19 protein-coding genes are annotated in these 23,519 nt (G+C 65.1%); 16 read left to right on the top strand and 3 right to left on the bottom strand.

The window, feature by feature from the left end; all coding sequences use genetic code 11:
• Nucleotides 1-344 precede the first annotated feature (344 nt).
• From JQ586_RS09480 to JQ586_RS09455, 6 genes are all read left to right on the top strand, one after another.
• On the top strand, nucleotides 345-1,535 hold the full coding sequence (locus JQ586_RS09480) for a transporter substrate-binding domain-containing protein (protein WP_212394261.1): 1,191 nt from the start codon (nucleotides 345-347) through the stop codon (nucleotides 1,533-1,535).
• Between the two features lie 520 nt (nucleotides 1,536-2,055).
• Nucleotides 2,056-2,382, top strand: coding sequence for a hypothetical protein (locus JQ586_RS09475; RefSeq protein ID WP_212394260.1), 327 nt, complete (start codon nucleotides 2,056-2,058; stop codon nucleotides 2,380-2,382).
• Between the two features lie 147 nt (nucleotides 2,383-2,529).
• Complete coding sequence (locus JQ586_RS09470) at nucleotides 2,530-3,756, top strand: MFS transporter (protein ID WP_212394259.1); 1,227 nt, start codon at nucleotides 2,530-2,532, stop codon at nucleotides 3,754-3,756.
• Nucleotides 3,757-3,899: 143 nt separating this feature from the next.
• Entirely contained in the window at nucleotides 3,900-5,072 is a 1,173-nt protein-coding gene (locus tag JQ586_RS09465; RefSeq protein WP_212394258.1) for an acyl-CoA dehydrogenase family protein, read from the top strand.
• 125 nt (nucleotides 5,073-5,197) lie between these two features.
• On the top strand, nucleotides 5,198-7,165 hold the full coding sequence (locus JQ586_RS09460) for a methyl-accepting chemotaxis protein (protein ID WP_212394257.1): 1,968 nt from the start codon (nucleotides 5,198-5,200) through the stop codon (nucleotides 7,163-7,165).
• A gap of 62 nt (nucleotides 7,166-7,227) precedes the next feature.
• Nucleotides 7,228-7,674, top strand: coding sequence for a DUF1801 domain-containing protein (locus JQ586_RS09455; RefSeq protein ID WP_212394256.1), 447 nt, complete (start codon nucleotides 7,228-7,230; stop codon nucleotides 7,672-7,674).
• Between the two features lie 101 nt (nucleotides 7,675-7,775).
• Here the strand turns inward: JQ586_RS09455 and JQ586_RS09450 are convergent, their stop codons facing one another.
• Entirely contained in the window at nucleotides 7,776-9,968 is a 2,193-nt protein-coding gene (locus tag JQ586_RS09450) for a bifunctional diguanylate cyclase/phosphodiesterase (protein WP_212394255.1), read from the bottom strand.
• 479 nt (nucleotides 9,969-10,447) lie between these two features.
• Here JQ586_RS09450 and mepA point away from each other — a divergent pair, with 479 nt between their 5' ends.
• The 7 genes from mepA (at nucleotide 10,448) to JQ586_RS09415 (ending at nucleotide 17,602) form a co-directional block, all read left to right on the top strand.
• Nucleotides 10,448-11,395 (top strand): penicillin-insensitive murein endopeptidase, encoded by a 948-nt coding sequence (gene mepA, locus JQ586_RS09445; protein WP_212394254.1) that lies wholly within the window; start codon nucleotides 10,448-10,450, stop codon nucleotides 11,393-11,395.
• Nucleotides 11,396-11,699: 304 nt separating this feature from the next.
• Nucleotides 11,700-13,103, top strand: a complete 1,404-nt coding sequence (locus JQ586_RS09440; protein WP_212394253.1) for a serine hydrolase — start codon at nucleotides 11,700-11,702, stop codon at nucleotides 13,101-13,103.
• Nucleotides 13,104-13,226: 123 nt separating this feature from the next.
• On the top strand, nucleotides 13,227-13,730 hold the full coding sequence (locus JQ586_RS09435) for a hypothetical protein (RefSeq protein ID WP_212394252.1): 504 nt from the start codon (nucleotides 13,227-13,229) through the stop codon (nucleotides 13,728-13,730).
• Between the two features lie 193 nt (nucleotides 13,731-13,923).
• Entirely contained in the window at nucleotides 13,924-14,709 is a 786-nt protein-coding gene (gene modA / locus JQ586_RS09430) for a molybdate ABC transporter substrate-binding protein (protein ID WP_212394251.1), read from the top strand.
• Nucleotides 14,710-14,714: 5 nt separating this feature from the next.
• Nucleotides 14,715-15,410: a molybdate ABC transporter permease subunit gene (gene modB, locus JQ586_RS09425; RefSeq protein ID WP_212394250.1), complete on the top strand. Its 696-nt coding sequence runs from the start codon at nucleotides 14,715-14,717 to the stop codon at nucleotides 15,408-15,410.
• 2 nt (nucleotides 15,411-15,412) lie between these two features.
• Nucleotides 15,413-16,084, top strand: coding sequence for a molybdenum ABC transporter ATP-binding protein (gene modC / locus JQ586_RS09420; RefSeq protein WP_212394249.1), 672 nt, complete (start codon nucleotides 15,413-15,415; stop codon nucleotides 16,082-16,084).
• Nucleotides 16,085-16,123: 39 nt separating this feature from the next.
• Entirely contained in the window at nucleotides 16,124-17,602 is a 1,479-nt protein-coding gene (locus tag JQ586_RS09415) for a hypothetical protein (RefSeq protein WP_212394248.1), read from the top strand.
• A 9-nt stretch (nucleotides 17,603-17,611) separates the two neighbouring features.
• Here the strand turns inward: JQ586_RS09415 and JQ586_RS09410 are convergent, their stop codons facing one another.
• Nucleotides 17,612-19,405: a potassium/proton antiporter gene (locus JQ586_RS09410; protein WP_212394247.1), complete on the bottom strand. Its 1,794-nt coding sequence runs from the start codon at nucleotides 19,403-19,405 to the stop codon at nucleotides 17,612-17,614.
• A gap of 227 nt (nucleotides 19,406-19,632) precedes the next feature.
• Between JQ586_RS09410 and JQ586_RS09405 the strand changes: the two genes are divergently transcribed.
• Both JQ586_RS09405 and map read left to right on the top strand, forming a co-directional pair.
• Nucleotides 19,633-20,949, top strand: a complete 1,317-nt coding sequence (locus tag JQ586_RS09405) for a mechanosensitive ion channel family protein (RefSeq protein ID WP_212394246.1) — start codon at nucleotides 19,633-19,635, stop codon at nucleotides 20,947-20,949.
• Between the two features lie 109 nt (nucleotides 20,950-21,058).
• Nucleotides 21,059-21,883, top strand: coding sequence for a type I methionyl aminopeptidase (map, locus tag JQ586_RS09400; RefSeq protein ID WP_212394245.1), 825 nt, complete (start codon nucleotides 21,059-21,061; stop codon nucleotides 21,881-21,883).
• 30 nt (nucleotides 21,884-21,913) lie between these two features.
• Here the strand turns inward: map and JQ586_RS09395 are convergent, their stop codons facing one another.
• Nucleotides 21,914-22,633, bottom strand: a complete 720-nt coding sequence (locus JQ586_RS09395; protein WP_212394244.1) for a DNA-3-methyladenine glycosylase I — start codon at nucleotides 22,631-22,633, stop codon at nucleotides 21,914-21,916.
• Between the two features lie 147 nt (nucleotides 22,634-22,780).
• Here JQ586_RS09395 and radC point away from each other — a divergent pair, with 147 nt between their 5' ends.
• Nucleotides 22,781-23,494 (top strand): RadC family protein, encoded by a 714-nt coding sequence (gene radC / locus JQ586_RS09390; protein WP_212394243.1) that lies wholly within the window; start codon nucleotides 22,781-22,783, stop codon nucleotides 23,492-23,494.
• Nucleotides 23,495-23,519: the final 25 nt, after the last annotated feature.

The raw sequence follows: 23,519 nt of genomic DNA, 5'->3' as shown, positions 1-23,519 counted from the left end.
ACTCCTTGCGCTTGAACAAAAGACGACGTGACAAGTTTGCCAGAGGTACTCTCGTTGGCCCCAGTGCATGAGTCCGGTTCTGCCCCTTCGCGTCATTTCGCGCGTGCACAAGAATCCGGTCGCTTTCGGAGTGAAGCCGACATCGAGTAGTCGGCAGGAAACGGCCGGCTAAGTCGCGAGTTGACCCAAACCGGACCTTCACTTGGGCATGCTCCGCGTGAGATTTGTCGACAAGCGGCACATCGGGATAAGTTACTCGAACACCGCTTTGGTGGCTGGCTCGGCGCGGATCAAGTCCGGTCATTTCCGTATTGTGCTAGACTCGACCATCAATCCGGAGCCAGATGATCATTGCTGCCAGGCACGCGCTGACAAACCGGGAAAACGATCTGATGCCTCGTCCCAATCTTGCGGTCTATTTTCGCGCAAGGGGCGTTCGGCTGTTTTGGGCGCTCGCGGCCAGCGTAGCCTGTGGGCTGGCCTTGGCTCTTTTTATTTTCGTCTCTGGGTCTATGGCTCAAGGTGGGACCACTAAGCTCCGGGTTGCGACCCGAATAGTGCCTCCCATGGTCATTGAGAAGAACGGGAATCTAAGCGGCTTCAGCATTGAACTCTGGAACAGCATCGGCGAGCGACTGAATCGCGAGACCGAGTACGTTGTCGTGTCCGATGTCAGCGAATTGCTTGACGCCGTCGGAAGCGGACGGGCAGATCTCGGGATTGCAGCCATCTCGATCACGTCCGAGCGCGAGAACAGGTTCGACTTCTCTCAACCGATCTTGAATTCGGGTTTGCAAATCCTGGTGCGTGGCACTGCTGGCGACAGTGAGGCAAATCCCTTGCGCGAGCTGATGCAGCTGTTCCTCTCTCGCACTATCTTGATCTGGCTCGGCATTGCGCTGCTCTTGATCCTAATTCCGGCGCATCTGATTTTTTTGGTAGAGCGACGTCATCCCAACGGAATCATTCCAAGCACAAACTATTTTCCGGGAATCTTCCATGCGATGTTCTGGGCTGCGGGCACGCTAGCGACCCAAGCAGATCAAATGCCTCGGCACTGGATGGCGCGGATTGTGGCAGTGCTGTGGATGTTCACGGGGGTAGTGTTCGTGGCCTTTTACACCGCGCAACTTACGGCGTCGCTGACAGTGCAGCAGATCAGGGGACCAATCAACAGCCCGCAGGATCTCGTTGGCAAGAGCGTCGGTACGACTCGGGGAAGCACGGCGACCGCCTATCTGAATGAGGTCAAGGCTCAGGTTCTTGAGTTTGAGAAGGTCGATGACCTCTACAATGCCCTGTTGAACCAGCAGGTGGACGCAGTTGTGTTTGACTCACCCGCGCTGCTCTACTACGCAACTCATGGCGGCAGGCGACTAGCGCGGGTCGTTGGCAACGTATTCCACAAGGAAGACTACGGCATCGTTTTTCCGACCGGCAGTCCATTGCGTAAGCACGTGAACGAAGCGCTTCTGGCATTGCGGGAGAACGACGCGTACCAGAGGATCCACGAGGAGTGGTTCGGCAAGCGTTAGGCCGGTCAGCCGCGCTTGAGGACGGTGCCGCATAGCCATTGCTGCCTCTTTCTTGAAATGCCCGCCCCAGCAGGACTGTGGCCGTTGCGCACAAAATGCACCTCTGGCCTCTCCGTCCGCTTTGCCGGCCAGGCAGTTCTTTCACTAAAGTCGGGTTGTGCCCATCGCGACATTTGCTTCGGTTGCACAGAGGCGATAGGTATCGGGGCAAACCGGACATCGACGAAGATTGATGGGTACGCGCCCCAGACCTCTCCGTTCAACTGCGGATGGAAGGGCTGTCGGCGTCGGCGCGCCTCAAGCCAGCGACGCCGCCAATTCAATGTTGCCACTCGACGTGTTCCCGCAGCCGATTTCGGAATCCACATGATCGTTGCGCCTTGGGGAGCCTTCATCGACGTTACGAAGGTGGATAGCTGAGGCGGCACCGCCGGTGCCCTCGATGGCGATCCTTGTCCCAGCAACAAAGCGCACCACGATTTGAATCGCGTTTGCGCGGCGTGACGACTAAGCTGCGATCATGTTGCGCATTCTGTCCCTCTTCGTCGTCATTCTCCTGTTGTTCCAGCCAGACGTGAGTTCGGCCGCCACGAAGAAGCGGCAGTCCGCCCACTGGCACGGCTACGGCTTCCTGCCCGGCTACCGCCAGCCGCCCAACCCCACCATTCCGGTTTTGGGCCCGCGCGGCGCCGCGCGCGGCTATCCGGACTATTCGCCGCAATACTGGTATGGCGGTGACTGGTATTATTTCGGCCGGCCCGGATTTTATCGCGGCCGCTACAATGGCGGCAGTTACGGCCCGTGCTGGACCTGGACGCCGATCGGCCCGCACTGGAATTGTGGCTAGCTAGCCGTTCAACCGCGACATTTTGACTTTACCTTGATGCGCGCCGAAATCGGGAGCGGCATGCGCCTGCGCGATCTTGTCCTTTGCCGCCTGATGGACCACCATCAGGCAGCGCACCCAACAAGACCAACAGCGCAGAGGAAACACATGAGCAAGGCCGCTCGGTTCGATTATGGCTGGGTCGTCGTCGGCGCGGGCGCGCTCCTGACCTGCGTCGGCTTCGGCGCGATGCTGTCGCTCGCCGTGTTCCTGCAGCCGATCTCGGATGCAATGGGCTGGTCTCGCGCCGGCATATCGGCCGCGGCGACACTGGATTTCCTCTGCATGGGATTTGCGGCGTTTGCCTGGGGCGCATTGTCCGACCGGTTCGGCACCCGCATCGTGGTGCTCGCCGGCAGTCTCCTGCTCGGGATAGGGCTGGTGGCGGCGAGCCAGGCGCAGAGCCTGTGGCAATTCCAGCTTTGCTTCGGCGTGCTGATCGGCATTGCCGTCGGCAGCTTCTATGCGCCGATGATGGCGCTTGCGAGCGCCTGGATCGAAAGGCACCGCAGCCTCGCGGTGTCATTGGTGTCCGCCGGCATGGGCGTATCACCGCTGACGGTCGCGCCGTCCGCAAGCTGGCTCATCACGGCCTATGACTGGCGCACCGCCATGCTCGTCATCGGTGTTGCCGCGTGGGCGCTGCTGATCCCTGCGTCATTGCTGGTGCGCGCCGTACCGCAGGGAACGAGTACCGCCGCTGCCGACACCGCCGACACGCCGGTGACGGAATGGACCGCGGCACAGGCACTGCGCACGCCGCAATTCATCACCCTGGCCCTGGCGCATTTCGCCTGCTGCGCGGCGCATTCGGGGCCGATCTTCCACATGGTATCCTATGCGATGGTTTGCGGCATCGCGCCCTTGACCGCAGTCACCGTCTACAGCCTCGCCGGTTTCTCGGGTCTCGGCGGCCGCCTGCTGCTGGGCACGCTGGCCGATCGTCTCGGTGCCAAGCCGGTGCTGGTCGGCGGCCTGCTGGTGCAGGCGCTATCGATCGCGACCTATCTCGCGGTGGCGCGGCTCGGCGAATTCTACGCGCTGTCGGTCGTGTTCGGCCTCGCCTACGGCGGAGTGATGCCGCTCTATGCCGTGCTGGTGCGCGAGTTCTTCGGCGCGCGGATCATGGGCACGGTGTTCGGCGCGGTATCGGCCTTCGCGAGCCTCGGCATGGCGCTGGGACCCTGGGCCGGCGGCTACGTGTTCGATACGTTCCATGGCTACACCTGGCTGCACGCCGGTTCCTTCGCGATCGGCCTCGGCGCAGTCGCGGTGGCGTTGAGCTTTCCCTCGAAACGCCAGCCCTCCCTCGATCTCGGCCGCGCGCCAGCCTGAGGACCGATACGCTTTGTCAATGGTCGCGCACCAGCGATACATGGCTGATGTGCGACGGTGTCATCCCACCTTGCCCTCTCGGGCCGGATAAGCCACCATCGCGCACCCGCACAACAAGAACTCGAAAAGGGCCGAGGACACCCATGAACAGGCCGCAGGGTTTCGACCTCGTCGAGCGGGCGCGCGCGCTGGCGCCGCTGATCACAAGCGAAGCCGACGAGATCGAACGGACGCGGCGGCTGACGCCGGCCGTCACCTCCGCGCTCGTCGAGAACGGGCTCTATCGCGCGTTGCTGCCGAAGAGCTTTGGCGGCGCCGAAGTGGCGCTCGACACCTTCATGCAGATGCAGGAGGAAATCGCAAAGGCCGATGCCTCGACGGCCTGGTGCCTCGGCCAGTGCAGCGTCTGCGCCATGACCGCGGCCTATCTCGACCCTGATGTCGCCAACGAAATCTTCAACACGGCGCCAGGCATCCTGGCCTGGGGCGCCATCGGCCACGAGGTTCGCGCCGAGCCGGGCGGCTATCGTGCCACCGCGCGCTGGGATTTCGCCTCCGGCTCGCGGCAGGCGAGCTGGCTCGGCGCCCATGTCCGCGTCGTCGAGGCCGACGGCTCTCAGCGCAAAAAGGCCGACGGATCGCCGGAGGTTCGCACCATTCTGTTCCCGATGATTTCGGCCACGATGCACGACGTCTGGGACGTGATCGGGCTGAAGGGCACCGGCACCGATTCCTATTCGGTCGACAATCTCTTCATAGCGGAGAAATTCTCGGCACTGCGCGACGATCCCGCCGCGGTGCGTGAGGCTGGACCGCTCTACAAGCTCTCCACCAACATGGTGTTCAGCATGGGCTTTGCCGCGACTTCGCTCGGCGTCGCCCGCGCCATGCTGGCCGCGGCGACCGAGCTCGCGCGCGGCAAGACCCCGCAGGGGACGAAGGCGATGCGCGACAACAATGCCGTGCAGGGCCAGATCGGCCGCACCGAGGCGACCCTGCGCGCCGCGCGCGCCTATCTCTACACGACGGCGAGCGAGGTCTGGCGCGATCTGTCGCGCGGCGACCCCATCACCGAGGCGCATCGCGTCGCGATTCGCATTGCCTCGACCTGGACCATCCATCAATCGGCCGCCGTGGTCGATATCGCCTATCACATGTCTGGAGCGACCGCGGTGTTCGCGAAGAACCCGTTCGAGCGCCGATTTCGCGACATGCATGCGATCGCGCAGCAGATCCAGGCGCGTGACACGCAGTATGAGGATGCCGGCAAGGCGATCCTGTCGGGCAATCTGGGCGCCCCGCCGACAACGCGCTAAAGGACGGTACCAAATAGCGCCGGCGGCGATGGTCGCGGCACCAATATCGCGGTAGCAACATCCGGTTGTTAAGCATTTTCTGGGACCTTGCGGACGGCGCTAATGCCTGGAGTTCCGATGGTCCCATGTTCAAGCTTCGATCAATTGCCGCCCGACTGATCCTTGCGATTTCACTGACCGTTGCGGTCGCCTGCGCCATCCTCGGCGGCTTCTCCATCAGCCAGCAGCGCGCGCTGACCCGGCTCGCGCTCGATCAGCAGCTCAAGCTGCAATATGACAGTGTGATTGCAGCCGTTGACTATGAGGGGCGCGCCGCCCTTGCCGTTTCGGCGGTGATCGCCGGGTTGCCGCCTGTCGGAGATGCCATCGTCAAGGGTGACCGCGACGGCCTCGGCAAGCTGCTCGGTGATCCCTGGGCGTCGATGAAGGCGCAAGGCATTCCGCTGATCACGTTCTGGCAGGCCCCGGCGACGAGCTTCTATAGGGTCCATGCGCCGAAGGTGTTCGGCGACGACGCCTCGGCGCGTCGTACGACCGTGGTGGAATCGATTAAGGCCGGTAAGCCGATCGTCGGTGTCGAGCCCGGCCGCGAGGCGCTATCGATCTTCGGCATGACCCCGATCATGCGCGACGGCAAGACCATCGCCAATGTCGACATCGGCGTCGCCTTCGGCAAGGAGTTCGTCGACCGCGCCAAGCAGCGCTTCGGCATCGACCTCGCCGTGCATTCCTTCGACGGCCAGAGTTTTCGGCGACTATCCTCGACCTTCGGCAACACGGCGGTGGCGACCCAGGACGAGCTGAAAAGCGTGATGAACGGCGCGGCGCTGCTGCGCGACGCTGTTGTCGACGGCCATCCCGTCGAGCTCTATCTCGGACAGATCAGGAATTACGTCGGCCAGCCGGTTGCCGTGCTCGAGATCGTCAAGGACACCACCGACTACGAGGCGGCGGCGGCGAGCGCGCAGCGCAATCTGATCCTCGGCACGGTCGCGATCCTGGCCGCAGCCGTGCTGCTCGCCTCCCTGCTCGGCCGCGGGCTGTCACGGCCGCTGACCGCGATCACGGCGGTGATGAACCGGCTGTCCAGCGGCGACACCAGCGTCACGATTCCCGGCAGCGAGCGTCATGACGAGCTCGGCACCATGGCCAAGGCGGTCGACGTGTTCCGCCGCAGCATGATCGAAACCTCGTCACTGCGCGAGGCGCAGGAGGCCGACAAGGCGAAGGGCGAGGCCGAGAAGCGGGCGCTGCAGCAGCAGATGGCCGACCGCTTCGAAGCCGACGTCAGGGGCGTGGTCGCCGCGGTTGCGCGCGCAACCGATGACATGCAGGGCGTCGCCCGCGAGATCGCGACGAGCGTCAACGGCACCTCCGAGCGGACCTCGGCCGCGGCCACGGCCTCCGAGGAAGCTTCGGCCAGTGTCAACACAGTCGCGGCGGCGACGGAGGAGCTGGCGTCCTCGATCACCGAGATCGGCCGTCAGGTCACCCACTCCAGCCGCGTCGCCGAGAGCGCCGTGGCCAAGGCGCAGGAGACCACCGACATGGTGACGAGCCTTGCCGCATCCGCCGAGAAGATCGGCGACGTGCTGCGCCTGATCAGCGCGATTGCCGACCAGACCAACCTTCTGGCGCTCAACGCCACCATCGAGGCGGCGCGCGCGGGCGAGGCCGGCCGCGGCTTTGCCGTGGTCGCCGCCGAAGTGAAGGCACTGGCGAGCCAGACCGCGAAGGCCACCGAGGAGATCGCCGGCCAGGTCAGCGCGATCCAGTCGGCCACCGGCGACTGCGTCGGCGCGATCAGCGACATCGGCGGCACCATCCGCGAGATCTCCGGCGTCGCCACCGCAATCGCGGCCGCCGTCGAGGAGCAGGACTCGGCGACGCGGGAAATCGCCCGCAGCGTGCAGCAGGCGTCCGCCGGCACCCGCGACGTCTCCACCAACGTCGCGGGCGCCAGCAAGGCCGCCGGTCAGTCCCGCGCCCTTACCGGCAACTTGCTGGACGCCGCGAGCCAGCTCGGCGATCAGGCCTCCGCGCTGTCGCACAGCGTCGACACCTTCCTCTCCCGGCTGCGCAACGCAGCCTAGCGCGGTGCATGTGACGCTCAACTTCCTGTGCTAGAAGACGGGGTTCATGCGCGGAGCCTGTCATGCCCAAGTCGACGAAACGATCAACCAACAGGCCAACCGCACCCACGGCCTCCGCGAAAGCGCTGTTCGAAGGCTATCCCGCGCCGGTCAAAGCAAGATTGTTGGCGCTGCGCCGGCTGATCTTCGAGACCGCGAAGGCGACCGGGGGCGTCGGCGCGCTGGAAGAGACGCTGAAATGGGGGCAGCCGAGCTACCTCACAACAGAGACCGGCAGCGGCAGCACGATCCGGATCGATCAGGTGAAGCCGGCGGCCGGCCAATACGCGGTCTACTTTCACTGCCAGACCAATCTGGTCGAGACGTTTCGCGAACTCTATCCCGAGCTCAAATACAGCGGCAATCGTGCCATAGTTCTCGATGTCGCGGATAAGCTGCCGGAAGCCGAGCTGCGCCACTGCGTGGCGCTGGCGCTGACGTATCACAAGCGGAAGGCGGGCGGAACATAACCCCCTCAATGCGAGGAGCGACGAAGCAATCATCGTGCCGCATCCGCGGAGCAATGGATTGCTTCGCTTCGCAGGCAATGACGGCGTGGAGGCAACTCGCGCTACGCCACCAGTGCCGACGTCTCCTCCACCCCCCGCTGGGCGCCCAGCAGGCTGACGACCTCGGCATTGGGCCGGGCGCGGCTGAACAGGAAGCCCTGGCCTTCGTGGCAGCCTTCGGCGCGCAGGCAGCTCAGCTCGGACTCGGTCTCGACGCCCTCGGCGGTGATGGTGACGCCGAGCCCCATGCCGAGGCTGATGATGGAGCGCACGATCGCCTGCGCGTCGCGGTTGGAGCCGAGATCGCGCACGAAGGACTGGTCGATCTTGATCTTGTCGAACGGGAAGCTGCGCAGATAGCTCAGGCTGGAATAGCCAGTGCCGAAATCATCCATCGAGATGCGGACCCCGAGCGCACGCAGTGCGTGCAGCGTCGCAAGCACCTGGCTGCTCTTCTCGAGCAGCAGCGTCTCGGTGATTTCGAGTTCGAGCCGCCGCGCCGGCAAGCCCGACTGCTTCAGGGCATCGGTGACCAGCGGCAGCAGGTTGCCGGTGCGGAATTGCAGCGGCGACAGGTTGACCGCAACACGGACGTCGTCCGGCCACTGCGCCGCATCCTTGCAGGCGCGATACAGCATCAGCCCGCTCAGCGCGTTGATCAGGCCGGTCTCCTCGGCGACCGGGATGAACTCCCCGGGCGAGATCATGCCGCGCTCCGGATGCGGCCAGCGCACCAGGGCCTCGAAGCCGGTGATGCGGCCGCTGCCGAGATCGACCAGCGGCTGGTAATACGGCCGCAGCCCCTCGCTCTGGATCGCGTCGCGCAGATCGAGCTCGATCTTGCGGCGGCTCTGGGCCCGCGCGTCCATCTCCGCCTCGAAGAAGGAGAAGGTGCCGCGGAAGTCGCTCTTGGCACGCGATAGCGCCATGTCGGCGCTCTTCAGCAGCTTTTCGGAATCCTCGCCATCGCCGGGCGACATCGCGATGCCGATGCTGGCGCCGATCACCACCGAATGCCCCTCCAGCAAGTAGGGCTCGCCGATCGCTTCCAGGATGCGCCTTGCCAGCAGCACCGCATCCTCGGGCCGCACCACGTCGCTTTGTACGATGGTGAATTCATCGGAATTGAGGCGGGCCAGCGCGTCCTCGTCACGCAACGTGGAACGCAGCCGCTTCGCCACACCCCGCAGCAGCCTGTCGCCGATGCCGTGGCCGAGCGTGTCGTTGACCGCCTTGAAATTGTCGAGCCCGAGCATCAGCACCGCGACCTTGTCGGAGCTGCGGCGGGTGTGCAGCAGCAGCTCGTCCATCTTCTGGCGCAGCAGGTTGCGGTTCGGCAGCCCGGTCAGGCCGTCATGCTGGGCCATGAAGGCGAGCCGCGCCTCGGCGCGCTTGCGCTCGGTGATGTCCATCAGCGCGAGCAGCATCGCCGGCTGGTCGCCATGCATCAGCTGGCGCCAATAGATCGCAAGATCGATCAGCGTGCCGTCGGCGCGCACGTGCTTCCAGGTCCGCGCCGCCTGTTCGTCGCTGCTGCGCCCCAAGGCCCAGGGCAATTCGGCATCGAACGCCTGCAGACTTCGGATCGTCAGCTTCTCGAACTCGGCACGGGCATAGCCGTAATGGGCAATCGCCGCGTCGTTGACGCCGAGGATCCGTTCGCCATCGAGCGCGCACACGATCATCGGCACCGGGTTGCCGTCGAACAGCAGGCGGAACGAGGCCTCGCGCTGCTTCAGCTCGGTGATGTCGACGCGCAGGCCGACGATGCCGCCATCCGAGGTGAGCCGCTCCTCGATCAGGACGACGCGGCCATCGGCCAGCGTCTGCTCATGCCGCTCGCCCGGCTGGTACATCTTCTGCAGCCGCTCCGCGACCCACTCCTCCTCGCGGCCTTCGGCTTCGGGATAGTCGCCGCGCTCGACGCCGATGCGGATGGTGTCTTCCAGACGCGCGCCGTGCTCGAACAGGTCAGAACTGCGCTTGTAGATTTCTGCGTATTTCTTATTCCAGAGGATGTAGCGTCCCTCGGCGTCGAGGAACACGATGCCTTGCGGCAGGATATCGATCGCCTCGCGCAGCCGTTCGTTCGACTTGCTCGCCTCCGCAATCGCTGCCTCAGCCTGCGCGCGCTGACGCGCCACCTCATCGAAGTCTGCCGAGGCGCGACGCCAACGGCCCGGCGATTTCGCTGCAAGATCGCGACGACGGGTCAGCTTGGCCTGCTTCGGTTTCCTGGTTCTCTTTGGCCGCATCATCGGTATCGCACGCCTCACGCGCGTCACAACTCGCCAGGCTTTCTGCGATAAGTGTCTGAAAAATTGGTGTCTATTGGCAGGCGACCACGTTGAACGAGGATTCGCGGCCTGCCTGCTTTGAAGGCGAATTCGCGCAGGCCGCGAACGGCCTTTGCCCTGCAAGCGCGATCGACAGCCAATTCGCAAGCCGATGCACCGTGCCGTGGTGAGAAATGCATACACGGATGTGCGGTTGCACAATGAACGCGCGGGATTCTCGATCAGCGCATCAATATGTGTCAACGAGCGACACGGTTATCGCGGGGTTAAGGGCGACGCAGTTCACCTCTCCCGCGGCTGCAAACTTCCGCAAATACCAGTGGTGCGCCATCATCTGCGGACCGCAAATGCCGTTCGCGGGTGATCAAGCGATTGCGATCAGGGCCCGGTTCGCGAATGTCGAATCCGTGTTAGCCTTGCGCAGACAGAGTGATCCGATGACGCCCCGCCTGCTTCTGATCCCGCTCCTGCTATCCATCCTTGCGGCCTGCACCACAACCGCGTGGGCGCAGGACAAGGGCTCGCTCAACCCGAAACCGCTGCCGCCGCTCGCCAACCCGAACGACCCGAAGATCGGGGCCAAGGAGCTGTTCGCGCGCAAGCTGCTGCCGGCGGCGATGCCGACGCAGTCGATCGGCGGTTACGCGAAGGGCTGCCTTGCCGGTGCCGTGCAGATGCCGCTCAACGGCGACACGTGGCAGGTGATGCGGCTGTCCCGCAACCGCTATTGGGGTCACCCCGACATCATCGCGCTGCTGAAGCGGCTTGCCGCCAAGGTTCACAAGGATGCCGGCTGGCCGGGAATCCTGGTCGGCGACATTGGCCAGCCGCGCGGCGGGCCCGCGCTGAGCGGCCATGCCAGCCACCAGATCGGGCTCGATGCCGACATCTGGCTGACGCCGATGCCCGATCACAAATTGTCGCGCGAGGAGCGCGAGGAAATGTCGGCGGTGATGATGGTGCGCGACGACCGGCTCGACGTCGATCCGCGCGTCTTCACCCCGGGTCATGTGCTTTTGCTCCGCGACGCGGCGCAGGAGCCGGCCGTGCAGCGCATCTTCGTCAACCCGGCGATCAAGAAGGCGCTGTGCCGCGAGGCCAGGGGCGACCGCAGCTGGTTGTCCAAGATCAGGCCGTGGTGGGGGCACGACTACCACTTCCACATCCGCCTCAAGTGCCCGCCCGGCAGCCCCGCCTGCGAGGGACAGAAGCCGCAGTCCGCCGACGAGGGCTGCAAACCGTCCGACCTCGCCTACTGGTTCAAGGATTCGGTGCTGCATCCAAAACCCCCGCCGAAACCGCCGAAGCCGCGCCCGCCGATGACCCTGGCGCAACTGCCGGCGGCCTGCAAAGCCGTGCTGAGGGCGCCCGACGCGAAGCAATAGCGGTGCAGAGGCGGATTTCGCCAATGGCATTCACTGTCGCTGCAACCTCAGTTAGTCTTACCTTTCGAACGCAGCGGTGACGACCATCGACCGGAGAGCCGACATGCTTCCCAGAATTGCGATGACGGCAGCACTGATCGCAACACTGCAATTCCTCGCAGGGTTGGCCACACAAGCGTACGCCGCCGACGACCAGGGGTCGCCAAACGTCCCCTCTTCGGAAATCCACGCATCGGATATCCGCTCTTCAGACATCCCTTGGCCGACCAAAGCGTGGCCGATTTCGACGCCCGAGGAGCAAGGCATGGATTCGGCAAGCCTCGCCCGGCTCGTCGAAAGCGTCGGCAGCTACAGGCATGACAGCCTGATGATCATCCGGCACGGGCATATCGTCACCGAAGCCTATTATGCCCCCTATTTCGCCGGCATCCGTCATGACCTGAGATCGGTTACCAAGAGCGTCGTCTCGACGCTGGTCGGGATCGAAGTCCAGCGCGGTGAACTGGACAACGCCAATCACGGGATTCTCGACCTGTTCTCCGACAAGCCGCACGCCAACGACGATGACAACAAGCGGGCGATGACGGTCCAGCACCTGCTGGACATGACGTCGGGCATCAAATGGCTGGAGAAGGCCTATACGCCGGACGAAACGATCATGCAGATGTATCGAAGCCCGGACCGGACCGCGTTCGTGCTCGATCAGCCGATGTCGAATGCGCCGGGAAGCCAGTTCTACTACAACGGCGGCAATCCCTATTTGCTCTCCGCCTTGATCACCCGGAAGACCGGGCAGAGCGCGCTCGACTTCGCGAGGAAGGAACTGTTCGCGCCGCTCGGCATCACCAGCGAAGCGTGGGGCCGCGTCGACGCCCAGGGCGTCAGCGACGGCGAAGCCGGCCTCTATCTTTCACCGCACGACATGGCGCGGATCGGCTATCTCTATCTCCACGACGGAATGTGGGATGGCAAGCAATTGATCCCGCCGTCATGGGTCGAGCGCGCGAAGGCCGGCCCGGTTCAGGCGAGCTACGGATTCCATTATGGAAACCTGTGGTGGTCGCTACCCGAGAAAGGCGCCTACATGGCGCGTGGCCGCCATTCGCAACTGATCCTGTTGCTTCCGAAGCTCGACATCGTTGCGGTGACGACCGGCACATTGCGGGACGATGAATACTATTCGGTTCCGCGCCTGATCGACGATATCTCGCGCGCGGTGAAATCCGATACCGCGCTGCCCGCCGACCCGATCGCGCAATCCCTGCTGGCCGCATCGATCCGGCAGGCTGCGACGGAACGGCCGTCGGCGCTCGGCGGGACGCCTGAACTCGCAAAGCTCGTCTCGGGACGGACCTATCGGCTCGACGTGAACGAGCTGCACGTCAAGACCTTCACCCTTAACTTTCTGGACTCTGACTCCTCCTGGGTCATCACGACCGACAGCAGCAGGGCGGATCGTCCCGAGGAGCGCTTCGCGGGACTGATGGGGCTCGACGGCACCTTCCGGAAGAGCCCGCCGGCGAACTACGGCATCAATGCCGCCAGGGGCCGCTGGCTCAACGAACATACCTTCGCGATCGAGCGCCGGATTCTGGGGCATGGTGAAGTCCAGACCTGGTCCCTGACATTCGACGGCAACAAGGTGACGGTCGCGTTCGAGAACACCGACGGCGCCAGGGCCGAACTGCATGGAGAGGCAACGGAGTGAACCAGGTTTTCATTCTCCGTCGAGATGCGCTAGGCTTTGACGTCGTCGCGCCGTAAGCGCGTTCGAGCAATGGATCGGGGCCGCTGATCTGTTTCGTCTGTCATGATTGCAAGTGGACCCGACATGCGCAAATCACTCCTCACCGCATTGCTGTTGATCGTCTCCGTGCCCGCTTATGCAGCGGAGGAGCCGAGCGGCTGCGACAAGTTCAAATGGTCGATCGACCACGAGCGCGCCGCGCTCACCGCGCCCGATCGCACCAAGCTTGCATCGGGAAGCGAACAGGCGTCGCTGCCGTCGACGGGCATCACGCTGGCACTGGTTGCTCCGGCCGATGCCAAGCTTCCCTCGCCGCCCGAACGAGGGCCGAAGGATGGCACCTTCGCCGGCTTCACCAGCATCAAGGCCGCGAAGGCCGGGCTCTACACCATCAGCCTGTCGGCCGGCGCCTGGGTCGACGTGGTGCAGGACGGGCACTTCCTGAAGCCGAAGGCATTCAGCGGTGCAACCGATTGCGACGGTATCCGCAAGACCATGAAGTACGAGCTCGCGGCGAGCCCCTTCCTGCTGCAGGTCAGCGGTGCAAAGGATAATTCGATTTCGATCGCGATCCTGCCTTCGGAATAGCTCGATCCGTTGGACAAAGGGCCGCCTTTACCCCATTCACCAGCCTGATATTGTTGGGCTATCGCGATATTCCGGTGGCCGTAAGCCGCCGGGAAACCGGCAGAACAGCGCTTCGGCCTTCGCAGCTCAGAAACCCACCAACGCCCGACTTGCGCGTGCCCGTTCGCGTGCGAGTTCGCACGGAGCGCTCCCCATGTCACGTATTGCCGGACTCTTCACCGCCTTCGTCATCCTGCTCGGCGCGATGCATGCGCCCGCCAGAGCTGAGGACAAGACGCTCACCGTCTTTGCCGCGGCCTCGATGAAGAATGCGCTCGATGATATCGACGCGGCCTATACCGCCAAGACCGGGATCAAGATCAACGCCAGCTATGCCGCAAGCTCGGCACTCGCCAAGCAGATCGAGCAGGGTGCGCCGGCCGACGTGTTCGTCTCCGCCGACACCGACTGGATGGACTATGCGATCAAGCAGAAGACCATCAACGAGCCGACCCGGGTCAACCTGCTCGGCAACTCGATCGTGCTGATCGCGCCGAAGGACTCCAAGATCGACAACGTCAGTATCGGCCCCGGCTTCGACCTCGCCAGGCTCGCCGGCGACGGCAAGATCGCGACCGGCGACGTCAAGGCGGTGCCGGTCGGCAAATACGCCAAGGCCGCGCTGGAGAAACTCGGCGCTTGGCAGGCGGCAGAGCCGAAATTCGCGATGGCCGAGAGCGTGCGCGCAGCCTTGACTCTGGTGGCGCGCGGCGAGGCCGTGCTCGGCATCGTCTACTCCACCGACGCCAAGGTCGAGCCTGATGTCAAGGTCGTCGGCACCTTCCCGGCCGACACCCATCCCGCCATCATCTATCCGGTCGCCGCGACCACGACCGCGAAGCCGGAGACATCCGATTATCTCGCCTTCCTGCGCACCTCGGCGGCGAAGGCGATCCTCGAGAAGTATGGCTTCAAGTTCCTGGTCAGCCCGACGACATAAATCGCGTGATCGAGATATCGCCCACCGAATGGACGGCGATCCTGCTCTCGCTCAGGGTCGCGGTGATCGCGACGCTGGTGGCGACCCCGTTCGGGATCGCACTGGCATGGCTGCTGGCGCGCCGCGATTTCTGGGGCAAGTCGCTGCTTGATGCCGCCGTGCACCTGCCGCTGGTGCTGCCGCCGGTCGTCACGGGCTATCTGCTGCTGCTGACCTTCGGCAGGCGCGGCCTGGTCGGCGGCTGGCTCGCCGACCATCTCGGCATCGTGTTCGCTTTCCGCTGGACCGGCGCCGCGCTGGCCTGCGGCGTGATGTCGTTTCCGCTGCTGGTGCGGCCGATCCGGCTCTCGATCGAGGCCATCGACCAGCGGCTCGAGCAGGCCGCCGAAACGCTCGGCGCCGCGCCCTGGCGGGTGTTCGCGACCGTGACCTTGCCGCTCGCGCTGCCCGGGGTGCTCGCCGGTATGGTGCTCGGCTTCGCCAAGGCGATCGGCGAGTTCGGCGCGACCATCACTTTCGTCTCCAACATTCCCGGCGAGACCCAGACCATTTCGTCGGCGATCTATTCGCTGATCCAGACGCCGGACGGCGACAGCGCCGCGGCGCGTCTCGTCGTCATCTCGATCGTGCTCGCGCTCGGCGCCCTGGTCGCGGCGGAATGGTTCGCGCGCCGCGCGACCGCCCGCCTGCACGGACAATAGCCATGCTGCGCGTCGACATCACCAAGCGGCTCGGCGAGTTCACGCTGTCCGCCTCCTTCACCAGCGAAGGCCGCGTCACCGGCCTGTTCGGCGCGTCCGGCTCCGGCAAGACCTCGCTCATCAACATCATTGCGGGGCTGCTGCGTCCCGACCGCGGCACCATCGTGATCGACGGCGAGACCGTCGACGATAGCACAGCCGGCATCCACGTCCCGACCTGGCGCCGTCGCATCGGCTATGTGTTCCAGGACGCGCGGCTGTTTCCGCATCTCGATATCAGGCAAAACCTCGACTACGGCCGCAGAATGAACGGCCATGCCGACGACCCCGCGCAACGCAAGCGCGTCGTCGACCTGCTCGACATCGCCGCCTTGCTCGACCGGCGCCCCGGAAAGCTCTCCGGCGGCGAGCGCCAACGGGTCGCGCTCGGCCGGGCGCTGTTGTCGAGGCCCCGGCTGTTGCTGCTGGACGAGCCGCTTGGCGCGCTCGACGAGGGCCGCAAGCTGGAGATCCTCCCCTATCTGGTGCGGCTCCGCGACGAGGCCGGCGTCCCCATGGTCTATGTCAGCCATGATGCGGCCGAACTGCGCCAGCTCGCCACCCGGATCGTCATGTTGCGCCACGGCCAGGTGACCGCCTTCGGGGGCGTCAAGGTGCTGACGGCCTCCCCCTAGCTGGCCGTTTCCCCCAATCCCGGCATAAGATAGCCAAGCTTGTCCGCTAGGCGCTCAGCCGAGCGTCGGGTCGGACGCATCGAGAAGGGCCCGCTGGTGCGATTCATAGGCTGGATATTGCTGCTGATCGGTGCCTTGCTGTGCGCGACCATCGCATGGGCGGCGCTCGGCTTCCTGCTGATGGGGATCGGCCTGATCTCGCTGCAGGTCGCCGAGCGGAGCCGGCGCCGGCCGGATTTCTCGGTGGTGACCCCGCCGGGCATCGACCGCGCCCTCAAGAGCCCCGGGCTGCAGCCGCCAAAATTCGAGCCTGTACCCGAATCCGCGCCGCCGCGCCAAGCCAGCCGCGTCGCAAGGCTCGCCAAGAGCCGCGGCGAGCCATACGACAAGGAGGCGTGGCGCGTGCTGATCGAGCGCGATCCCGACCTCGCAAAGCTCACTCAAGTGCTGGCCGATTATGGGCCGCAATATGTCGATGAGCTGGCGATCAGCTATCTCGCGGTGCCCGACAAGACCCGCTTGGGCGCGATCGTCGACGGGATCATCGCGCGCGCCCGCGACGGTCAGGGCGTCGCGCCGCCCGCTCCCGCCAGCGGATCGCGACCGCCGCCGCTGCCCCGGCCGGAGCCGCAAATCGCGATCGCCGCCGAGGGCATCCGTCTCGGCGCATCACGCCCGTCCGCTCCGGCCAGCACGGCCGATGAGCTCGAGGCCTCCCTCATCGCGGCCATCGAAGGCTCCTCCATCAAGGCCACCGCCGCCCCCGTCGAGCCGCCGCGACCCGCCCGGGAGAACCGGCCATCTCAGCCGACCCGGCGGGAGCCGGCCTTCAGCAGCGTGCCGAAGGATCCCAAGGCGGACCTCAAGCCAGCCCTCAAACCGGACCCCGAGCCGGGTCCCAGGGCGGATCCCAAGGCCGAACGGTCTCCGCCGCCGTTACCGGAAGACGAGCGGCACGCTTTCGAATTGTCGTTGCTCGCGGCCATCGCCGAGGCGTCCGTCAGCCGCGCCAATCCGCCAAAGCCCGCTGCGCCCGCCCTCGTGGCGAAGCAAGACCCGGAGAGCCGCACTGCGCCCGGGGAGGTCAACCCCCCGCCGGCCCCGCTGCCCGCGCCCGCAAGCGCGTCCGCCGCCCTCGAGGCCTCGCTCCTTGCCGCGATCACGGAAGCCTCGGCCAGGCGCGCCGATCCGCCAAAGCCGGTTTCCCCGACGGAGGTGACGCCGGAGCCCGACGCAAGCAGCACGTCGCAGAACCCGAAGCCCGCTCCACGGCCGGCCTCGCCGGCCGGTCATCCCGACGATTCGCTGCTTGCGGCGCTCGCGGAAATCTCCGGCGCGAACCTTCCTGGTCCCGCCGGTCCCGCCAAGCCGGAAGCGGCCAAGGACGCAGCCAACGACACCGCCAAGGACACAGCCAAGGATGCCTCCAACGAGCCCCTGAGCGCGCCTGACGATGACGAACTCGGCGAGATGATCAGGAAGTTTGCGCCGGATTCGAGCTTCCTGCGCAAGCAGTGAGGCGCGGTCTCAGACACCCGCCACCGACGCCCAGATGTCCGCGAGCTTGCGCCGGATCGTTTGCATGCGGGTTCGAGGCACGACCACCTCCTCGTCCTCCGGCAGGCGGAGGCCGACCACGTTGACGCGGCCGCCGCCGATATTGCGCGCCACCAGCACGATCGAGTCGAGCGTGAGCTCGGCGCCCTCCTTTGGGGCATGATCGAGATAGACGTCGAAATAATCCGACAGCGTCAGCTTGGCCTGCTGTTCGTCGACCTTGACGGCGTAGATCTCGGCGAGTTCGCCGAGCGTGTGCTCGCCCGACACCATGAAGTCGCCGAGCAGATGCGGATCGGGCGCGGTCGACGGCGCCATGTCGACGAAGAAGCGGTCGAGCGCCTCGGCGCGCTCCGGCGGCGCAAGCAGATAGAGGTAGTCGCCGGGCGCGATCGGATCGGCCTCGACAGGCGTCAGGATCCGCTCATCGCGGATCACCAGCGTCGGCTTTGACCAGGACGGGATCAGTCCGCGGCGAAAGTACAGGCTCTTCGGCCGCACCGGATAGCCGACCAGTTGCTGCTCGAGCTGGCCGGGCAGGTCGAGCTCGACGCGGCGCGGCCCGCGCTCGGCGCGCGGCAGCGCGACATGCAGCCGCCGCGCCGCCGGCGCCAGGGTCCAGCCCTGCAGCAGGAGCGAGATGATGACGACGACAAAGGCGACGTCGAAGTAAAGATAGGCCTTCGACAGGCCAACCAGCATCGGGATCGAGGCCAGGAAGATTGCGACCGCGCCGCGCAAGCCGGTCCAGGCGATGAACACCTTCTCCCGCCAGTTGAACTTGAACGGCGCGAGGCAAATCATCACCGCCAGCGGCCGCGCCACCAGCATCAGCGCGAATGCCACCAGCACCGCGCCGCCGACGCTCGAGAGCAGGCGATGCGGCGACACAAGCAGGCCGAGCAGCACGAACATCACGATCTGCGCCAGCCAGGTCGCGGCGTCGAGGAATGTCACCACCGAATTATGCGCGCGGGTCGGCCGGTTGCCGATGATGATACCGGCGAGGTAGACGGCGAGGAATCCCGAGGCATGAACGATCTGCGAGCCGCCGAAAATCACCAGTGCCGCCGTGGTGACGAACGGCGCATGCAGGCCCTGCGGCAGCGCCACATGGTTCAGCGCCAGCACCACCAGCCGGCCGCCGATCACCCCGATGATCGCGCCGAGCAGGGCCTCCTGGAGGAACTCCATCGCGATATGGGACGCCGAGCTCTGGCCGACCGAGATGAATTCGACAAGCATCAGGGTGAGGAAGATCGCGAACGGATCGTTGGTGCCGGACTCCGCCTCCAGCGTCGCGCCGACGCGCGGGCGTAGCCGCAGGCCCTGGGTGTGCACCAGCAGGAACACCGCCGCCGCGTCGGTCGAGGCGACGACGGCACCGACCAGGAGCGACTCGGTCCAGTTGAGATCGAGAACGTATCTGGCGACCGGCGCCGTGATCAGTGCGGTCAGCAGTACGCCGATGGTCGCCAGCATCATCGAGGGCGCCAGCACGGTGCGGATGCTGGGGAATCGCGTCTTCAATCCGCCGTCGAACAGGATCAGCGCCAGCGCCACCGAGCCGACCAGGTAAGTGGTACGGACATCGTCGAATTGCAGCCGGCCAGGCCCGGAATCGCCGGCCAGCATGCCGATCAGCAAGAACACCAGCAGCAGCGGGGCACCGAACCGCAATGCGAGCAGGCTCGACAGGATTCCGGCCATCACCAGAACCGCGCCGAGCAGGATCGCTATGCTGACCGAGTCGAGGGATGCCATGCGCCTGTCAGAGGGTCTCAAATACTTGCAATTGCATCCTTATCGTCGCCACACTTGGACGCCAACCCATTTCTGACAGCAGCGGCAATGTGCCCGGTTTGCCGGATCATGCTCAGCATCGCCGTGACACTGCGTTGTATCGATGGTCGCCCGGCCGCCTTTGTGGGATTCTGCCGGCCATTCGAATCACGTTTTGCTGACCTCGCGCTTCAGTTGAGACCTTGCCGATGGACACGAGCCTGAAGGACATCCTGGAACCGATCCAAACGGCGGCGCGCTCGTTCGGCGCCGAGATCGCTTCGCCCTGGTTCTATCTGCAGTTCGGCATCATCCTCGCCGCCGCGGGCATCGCCTACGCGGCCGACACCGCGATACATGCCCGCATCCGGACGGACTCGCTGGCGATGCGCTGGCCGCTGCCATTCCGCCACTTCTTGCGCGTGATGGTGGCAAGCGCCTCGACCGCCGTATTCACCGTGCTGATGATCATCTCGCGCATCGTGATGTGGCACGCGACCTGGCCGAGCCGCAGCTACCTGATCGCCGTCTCCGCCAAGCTGGCGCTGGCCTGGCTGGTGATCCGCCTCGTGACGTCGGTGATCGACAATGCCTTCATCGTCAAGCTGGTCTCGATCGCGGCCTGGGTGGTCGCGGCGCTCAGCATCGTCGGCCAGCTCGGCTGGGCTGCGGACACCCTGGATTCCGTCGCCATCGTGGTCGGCGGCCTCCGCCTGACGCCGCTGTTGCTGATCAAGGCCGGCGCGGTCCTGATCGTGGCGCTGTGGCTGACCAACATCGCCAGCAATTTCGCCGAAAGCCGCATCTACCGCGCCACCGACCTGACGCCGTCGATCCAGGTGCTGCTGGTCAAGATCATCCGCATCGGGCTGATGGTGGTCGCGATCGCAATCGCGCTGGATGCAGTCGGCATCAACCTCCAGGCGCTCGCCGTGTTCACCGGGGCCGCCGGCGTCGGCATCGGTCTCGGCCTGCAGAAGATCGTGGCCAATTTCATCAGCGGGCTGATCCTGCTGGTCGACAAATCGGTGAAGCCCGGTGACCTCGTCACGATCGGCGACAGCCAGGGCCGCATCTCGACCATGAAGACCCGCTACATCTCGGTCGCCGCCGGCGACGGCCGCGAGTTCCTGATCCCGAACGAGGACCTGGTGACACAGAAGGTCACCAACTGGACCTATACCGACAAGAACACGCTGGTGAAGATCGCTTTCTCGACCAATTACGACGCCAATCCGAGGCAGGTCTGCAAGCTCGCGATCGAGACCGCCGGGGCGCATCCGCGCGCCACCAAGGGCAAGCCCCCGAACTGCATCCTGACCGAGTTTACCGAAACCGGCATGAAGTTCTCCCTGACCTTCTGGATTGCGGACCCCGACGGCATGGACAATGTGAAGAGCGACGTCATGCTGTCACTGTGGGATGCTTTCAAGCAGGAAGGCATCAAGGTGCCCTACCCGGTGCGGGAACTCCGCGTCCGCGGCGGCGCGCTCCCGGTCGAGACCATTATCGATGCTTCCAGCTAGCATACACCTTTTGGGATCATCCCCATGCCCAAGCTTGGCTTGCACCCGCCGCCCCGATCATTAGATTAGGCCCTCAAATCAGCCCTTTGCTTGCGAAACCGACCCGCCCATGAGCTATATCGACGCCACCGACACTTCGCTCCGCAAAACCGGACAGATCAAGCTGCACGGCCAGAGCGGCTTTGCCGGCATGCGCAAGGCGGGCGCGCTGGTGTCGAAATGCCTCGATGCGCTCACCGACATCGTCAAGCCGGGGATCCCGACCTCGGTCATCGACGAGTTCGTCCGCAGGTTCGCCTTCGATCACGGTGCCTATCCGGCGACACTGATGTATCGCGGCTACCGCTACTCGACCTGCACCTCGATCAATCACGTGGTCTGCCACGGCATGCCTGGCGACCGGCCGCTGAAGGAAGGCGACATCGTCAATGTCGACGTCACCTTCATCGTCGACGGCTGGTACGGCGATTCCAGCCGGATGTATGCAATCGGCCCGATCGCCCGCAAGGCGGAGCGGCTGATCGAGGTGACCTATGAGGCGATGATGCGCGGCATTGCGGCGGTGAAGCCCGGCGCCACCACAGGCGATATCGGCCACGCCATTCAGAGCTATGTCGAGCCGCAGGGCATGAGCGTGGTGCGCGATTTCTGCGGACACGGCCTCGGCCGCCTGTTCCACGACGAGCCGAACATCATCCATATCGGCCGGCCCGGCGAGGGCGTGCCGCTGCGGCCCGGCATGTTCTTCACCATCGAGCCCATGATCAATCTCGGCAAGCCGCATGTGAAGATCCTGTCCGACGGCTGGACCGCCGTGACCCGCGACCGCTCGCTGTCGGCGCAGTTCGAGCACTCGGTCGGCGTCACCGCCGACGGCGTCGAGATCTTCACGCTGTCCGAGCGCCACGGCGAGCAGCCTTGGCTCACAGCATAAACGGGTTGCGGCCTGAACTGAGACGCGCCGTTAATCATTGCCCCGCATGCGGCGGGTGATCTCCTCTGCCGCATAATTCTCTCCGATCGAGAGCGCGCAGATGCGCGAGATGTGCACGCGAGGCAGGCCGGTCTCCTCGGCCCAGGCGTTGAATTGCGCCTGCACCTTGGCAAGATCTCGCTTCGACTTGACCTCCTCGGCGATGTCGAGACCGGCGTCGCGCAGGCAGGCGATGACGTCGCGCGAGGTGACGAAGCCGTCCCAGCCGAGGAAGCGCAGCAGCATCTGGCCGGTATTGCCGCCGAGCCGGCTGCCTCGCTTGACCAGGAGATCCAGCAGGCCGACCTCGTCCGACGACGGCCACGCCGCCAGGAACTTGCCGAAACTGCCGTGTTCGCGTGCGATCTCCTGCACGAAGCGGCCATTGTCGCGCACCGACATGATCTTGGCGCCGTTGCGCACGATCCGCGTGTCACTGGTGAGCTTCTCCCAATATTCGTCGGGCTTGAAGGCGAGCTTGGCCGGTGCAAAGCCGAGGAAGGCCTCCTCGAAGCCGGGCCATTTCGCATCGATCACGCTCCAGGCAAAGCCCGCGCAGAACACACGCTTGGTCATCTCCGCCAGCACACGGTCATCGCCGATCTTCGCCAGCACCTTGGCGCCCGCGACCGGTGGCAGCAGCTTCTCCAGCGCCTTCGCCCCACCCTTGCGCTTCTCGGCGCGCGCCCGGATCACCTTGAATGAGGTCACGTCAACACCTCCCTCGGCCATGCCGGGCCGCAGGCGAACGGTAGTTCAGCGGTTCGACCAAGGCAAACCACCAAGAGAAACCGGTGCGGTCTGCCGCGATCCGGTCAGCCCTTGCAAAACCCGGCGGGCACGGCATGGTTGGGAGCGATGCCCGCCAAGCCCCCCCACAGCCCCGACGTAACGGACGAAACGCCGCATTATCACGGCCACCGCGAACGGCTGCGCGAGCGCTTCTATGGCGCGGGCCCCGAGGCGCTGAGCGACTACGAACTGTTGGAGCTGGCGCTGTTCGCGGCGATCCCGCGCGTCGACACCAAACCTCTGGCAAAGGCGCTGCTGAAGAAGTTCGGCTCGCTCGCCGAGGTCGTGCATGCGCCGGCGGCGCGACTGCGCGAGGTCAAGGGCGTCAAGGATGCCACGGTCAATCAGCTCAAGCTGCTGGCCGCGGTCGCTGACCGGATTGCCAAGGGCGAGGTCAAGCGCAGCGTCGCGCTATCATCGTGGAATGACGTGATCGACTACTGCCGAACCGGCATGGCCTTCGCCGACAAGGAGCAATTCCGCCTGCTCTTCCTCGACAAGCGCAACCAGCTGATTGCCGACGAGGTGCAGCAGACCGGCACGGTCGACCACACGCCGGTCTACCCGCGCGAGGTGATCAAGCGCGCGCTGGAATTGTCCGCGACCGCGCTGATCCTTGTGCACAATCATCCAAGCGGCGACCCGACGCCGTCGCAGGCCGACGTCCAGATGACCAAAGCGATCATCGAGATCGCCAAGCCGCTGGGAATCGCGGTCCATGACCACATCATCGTCGGCAAGAACGGGCATGCGAGCCTGAAGGGGATGAGATTGATATGATTCGGCTGCGTTGAGACGCCTCCAC

The sequence above is a fragment of the Bradyrhizobium jicamae genome (genome assembly GCF_018130215.1).
In the GTDB taxonomy this organism is placed as follows: domain Bacteria; phylum Pseudomonadota; class Alphaproteobacteria; order Rhizobiales; family Xanthobacteraceae; genus Bradyrhizobium; species Bradyrhizobium jicamae_A.
This window is presented reverse-complemented; position numbering and strand designations above follow the sequence as displayed.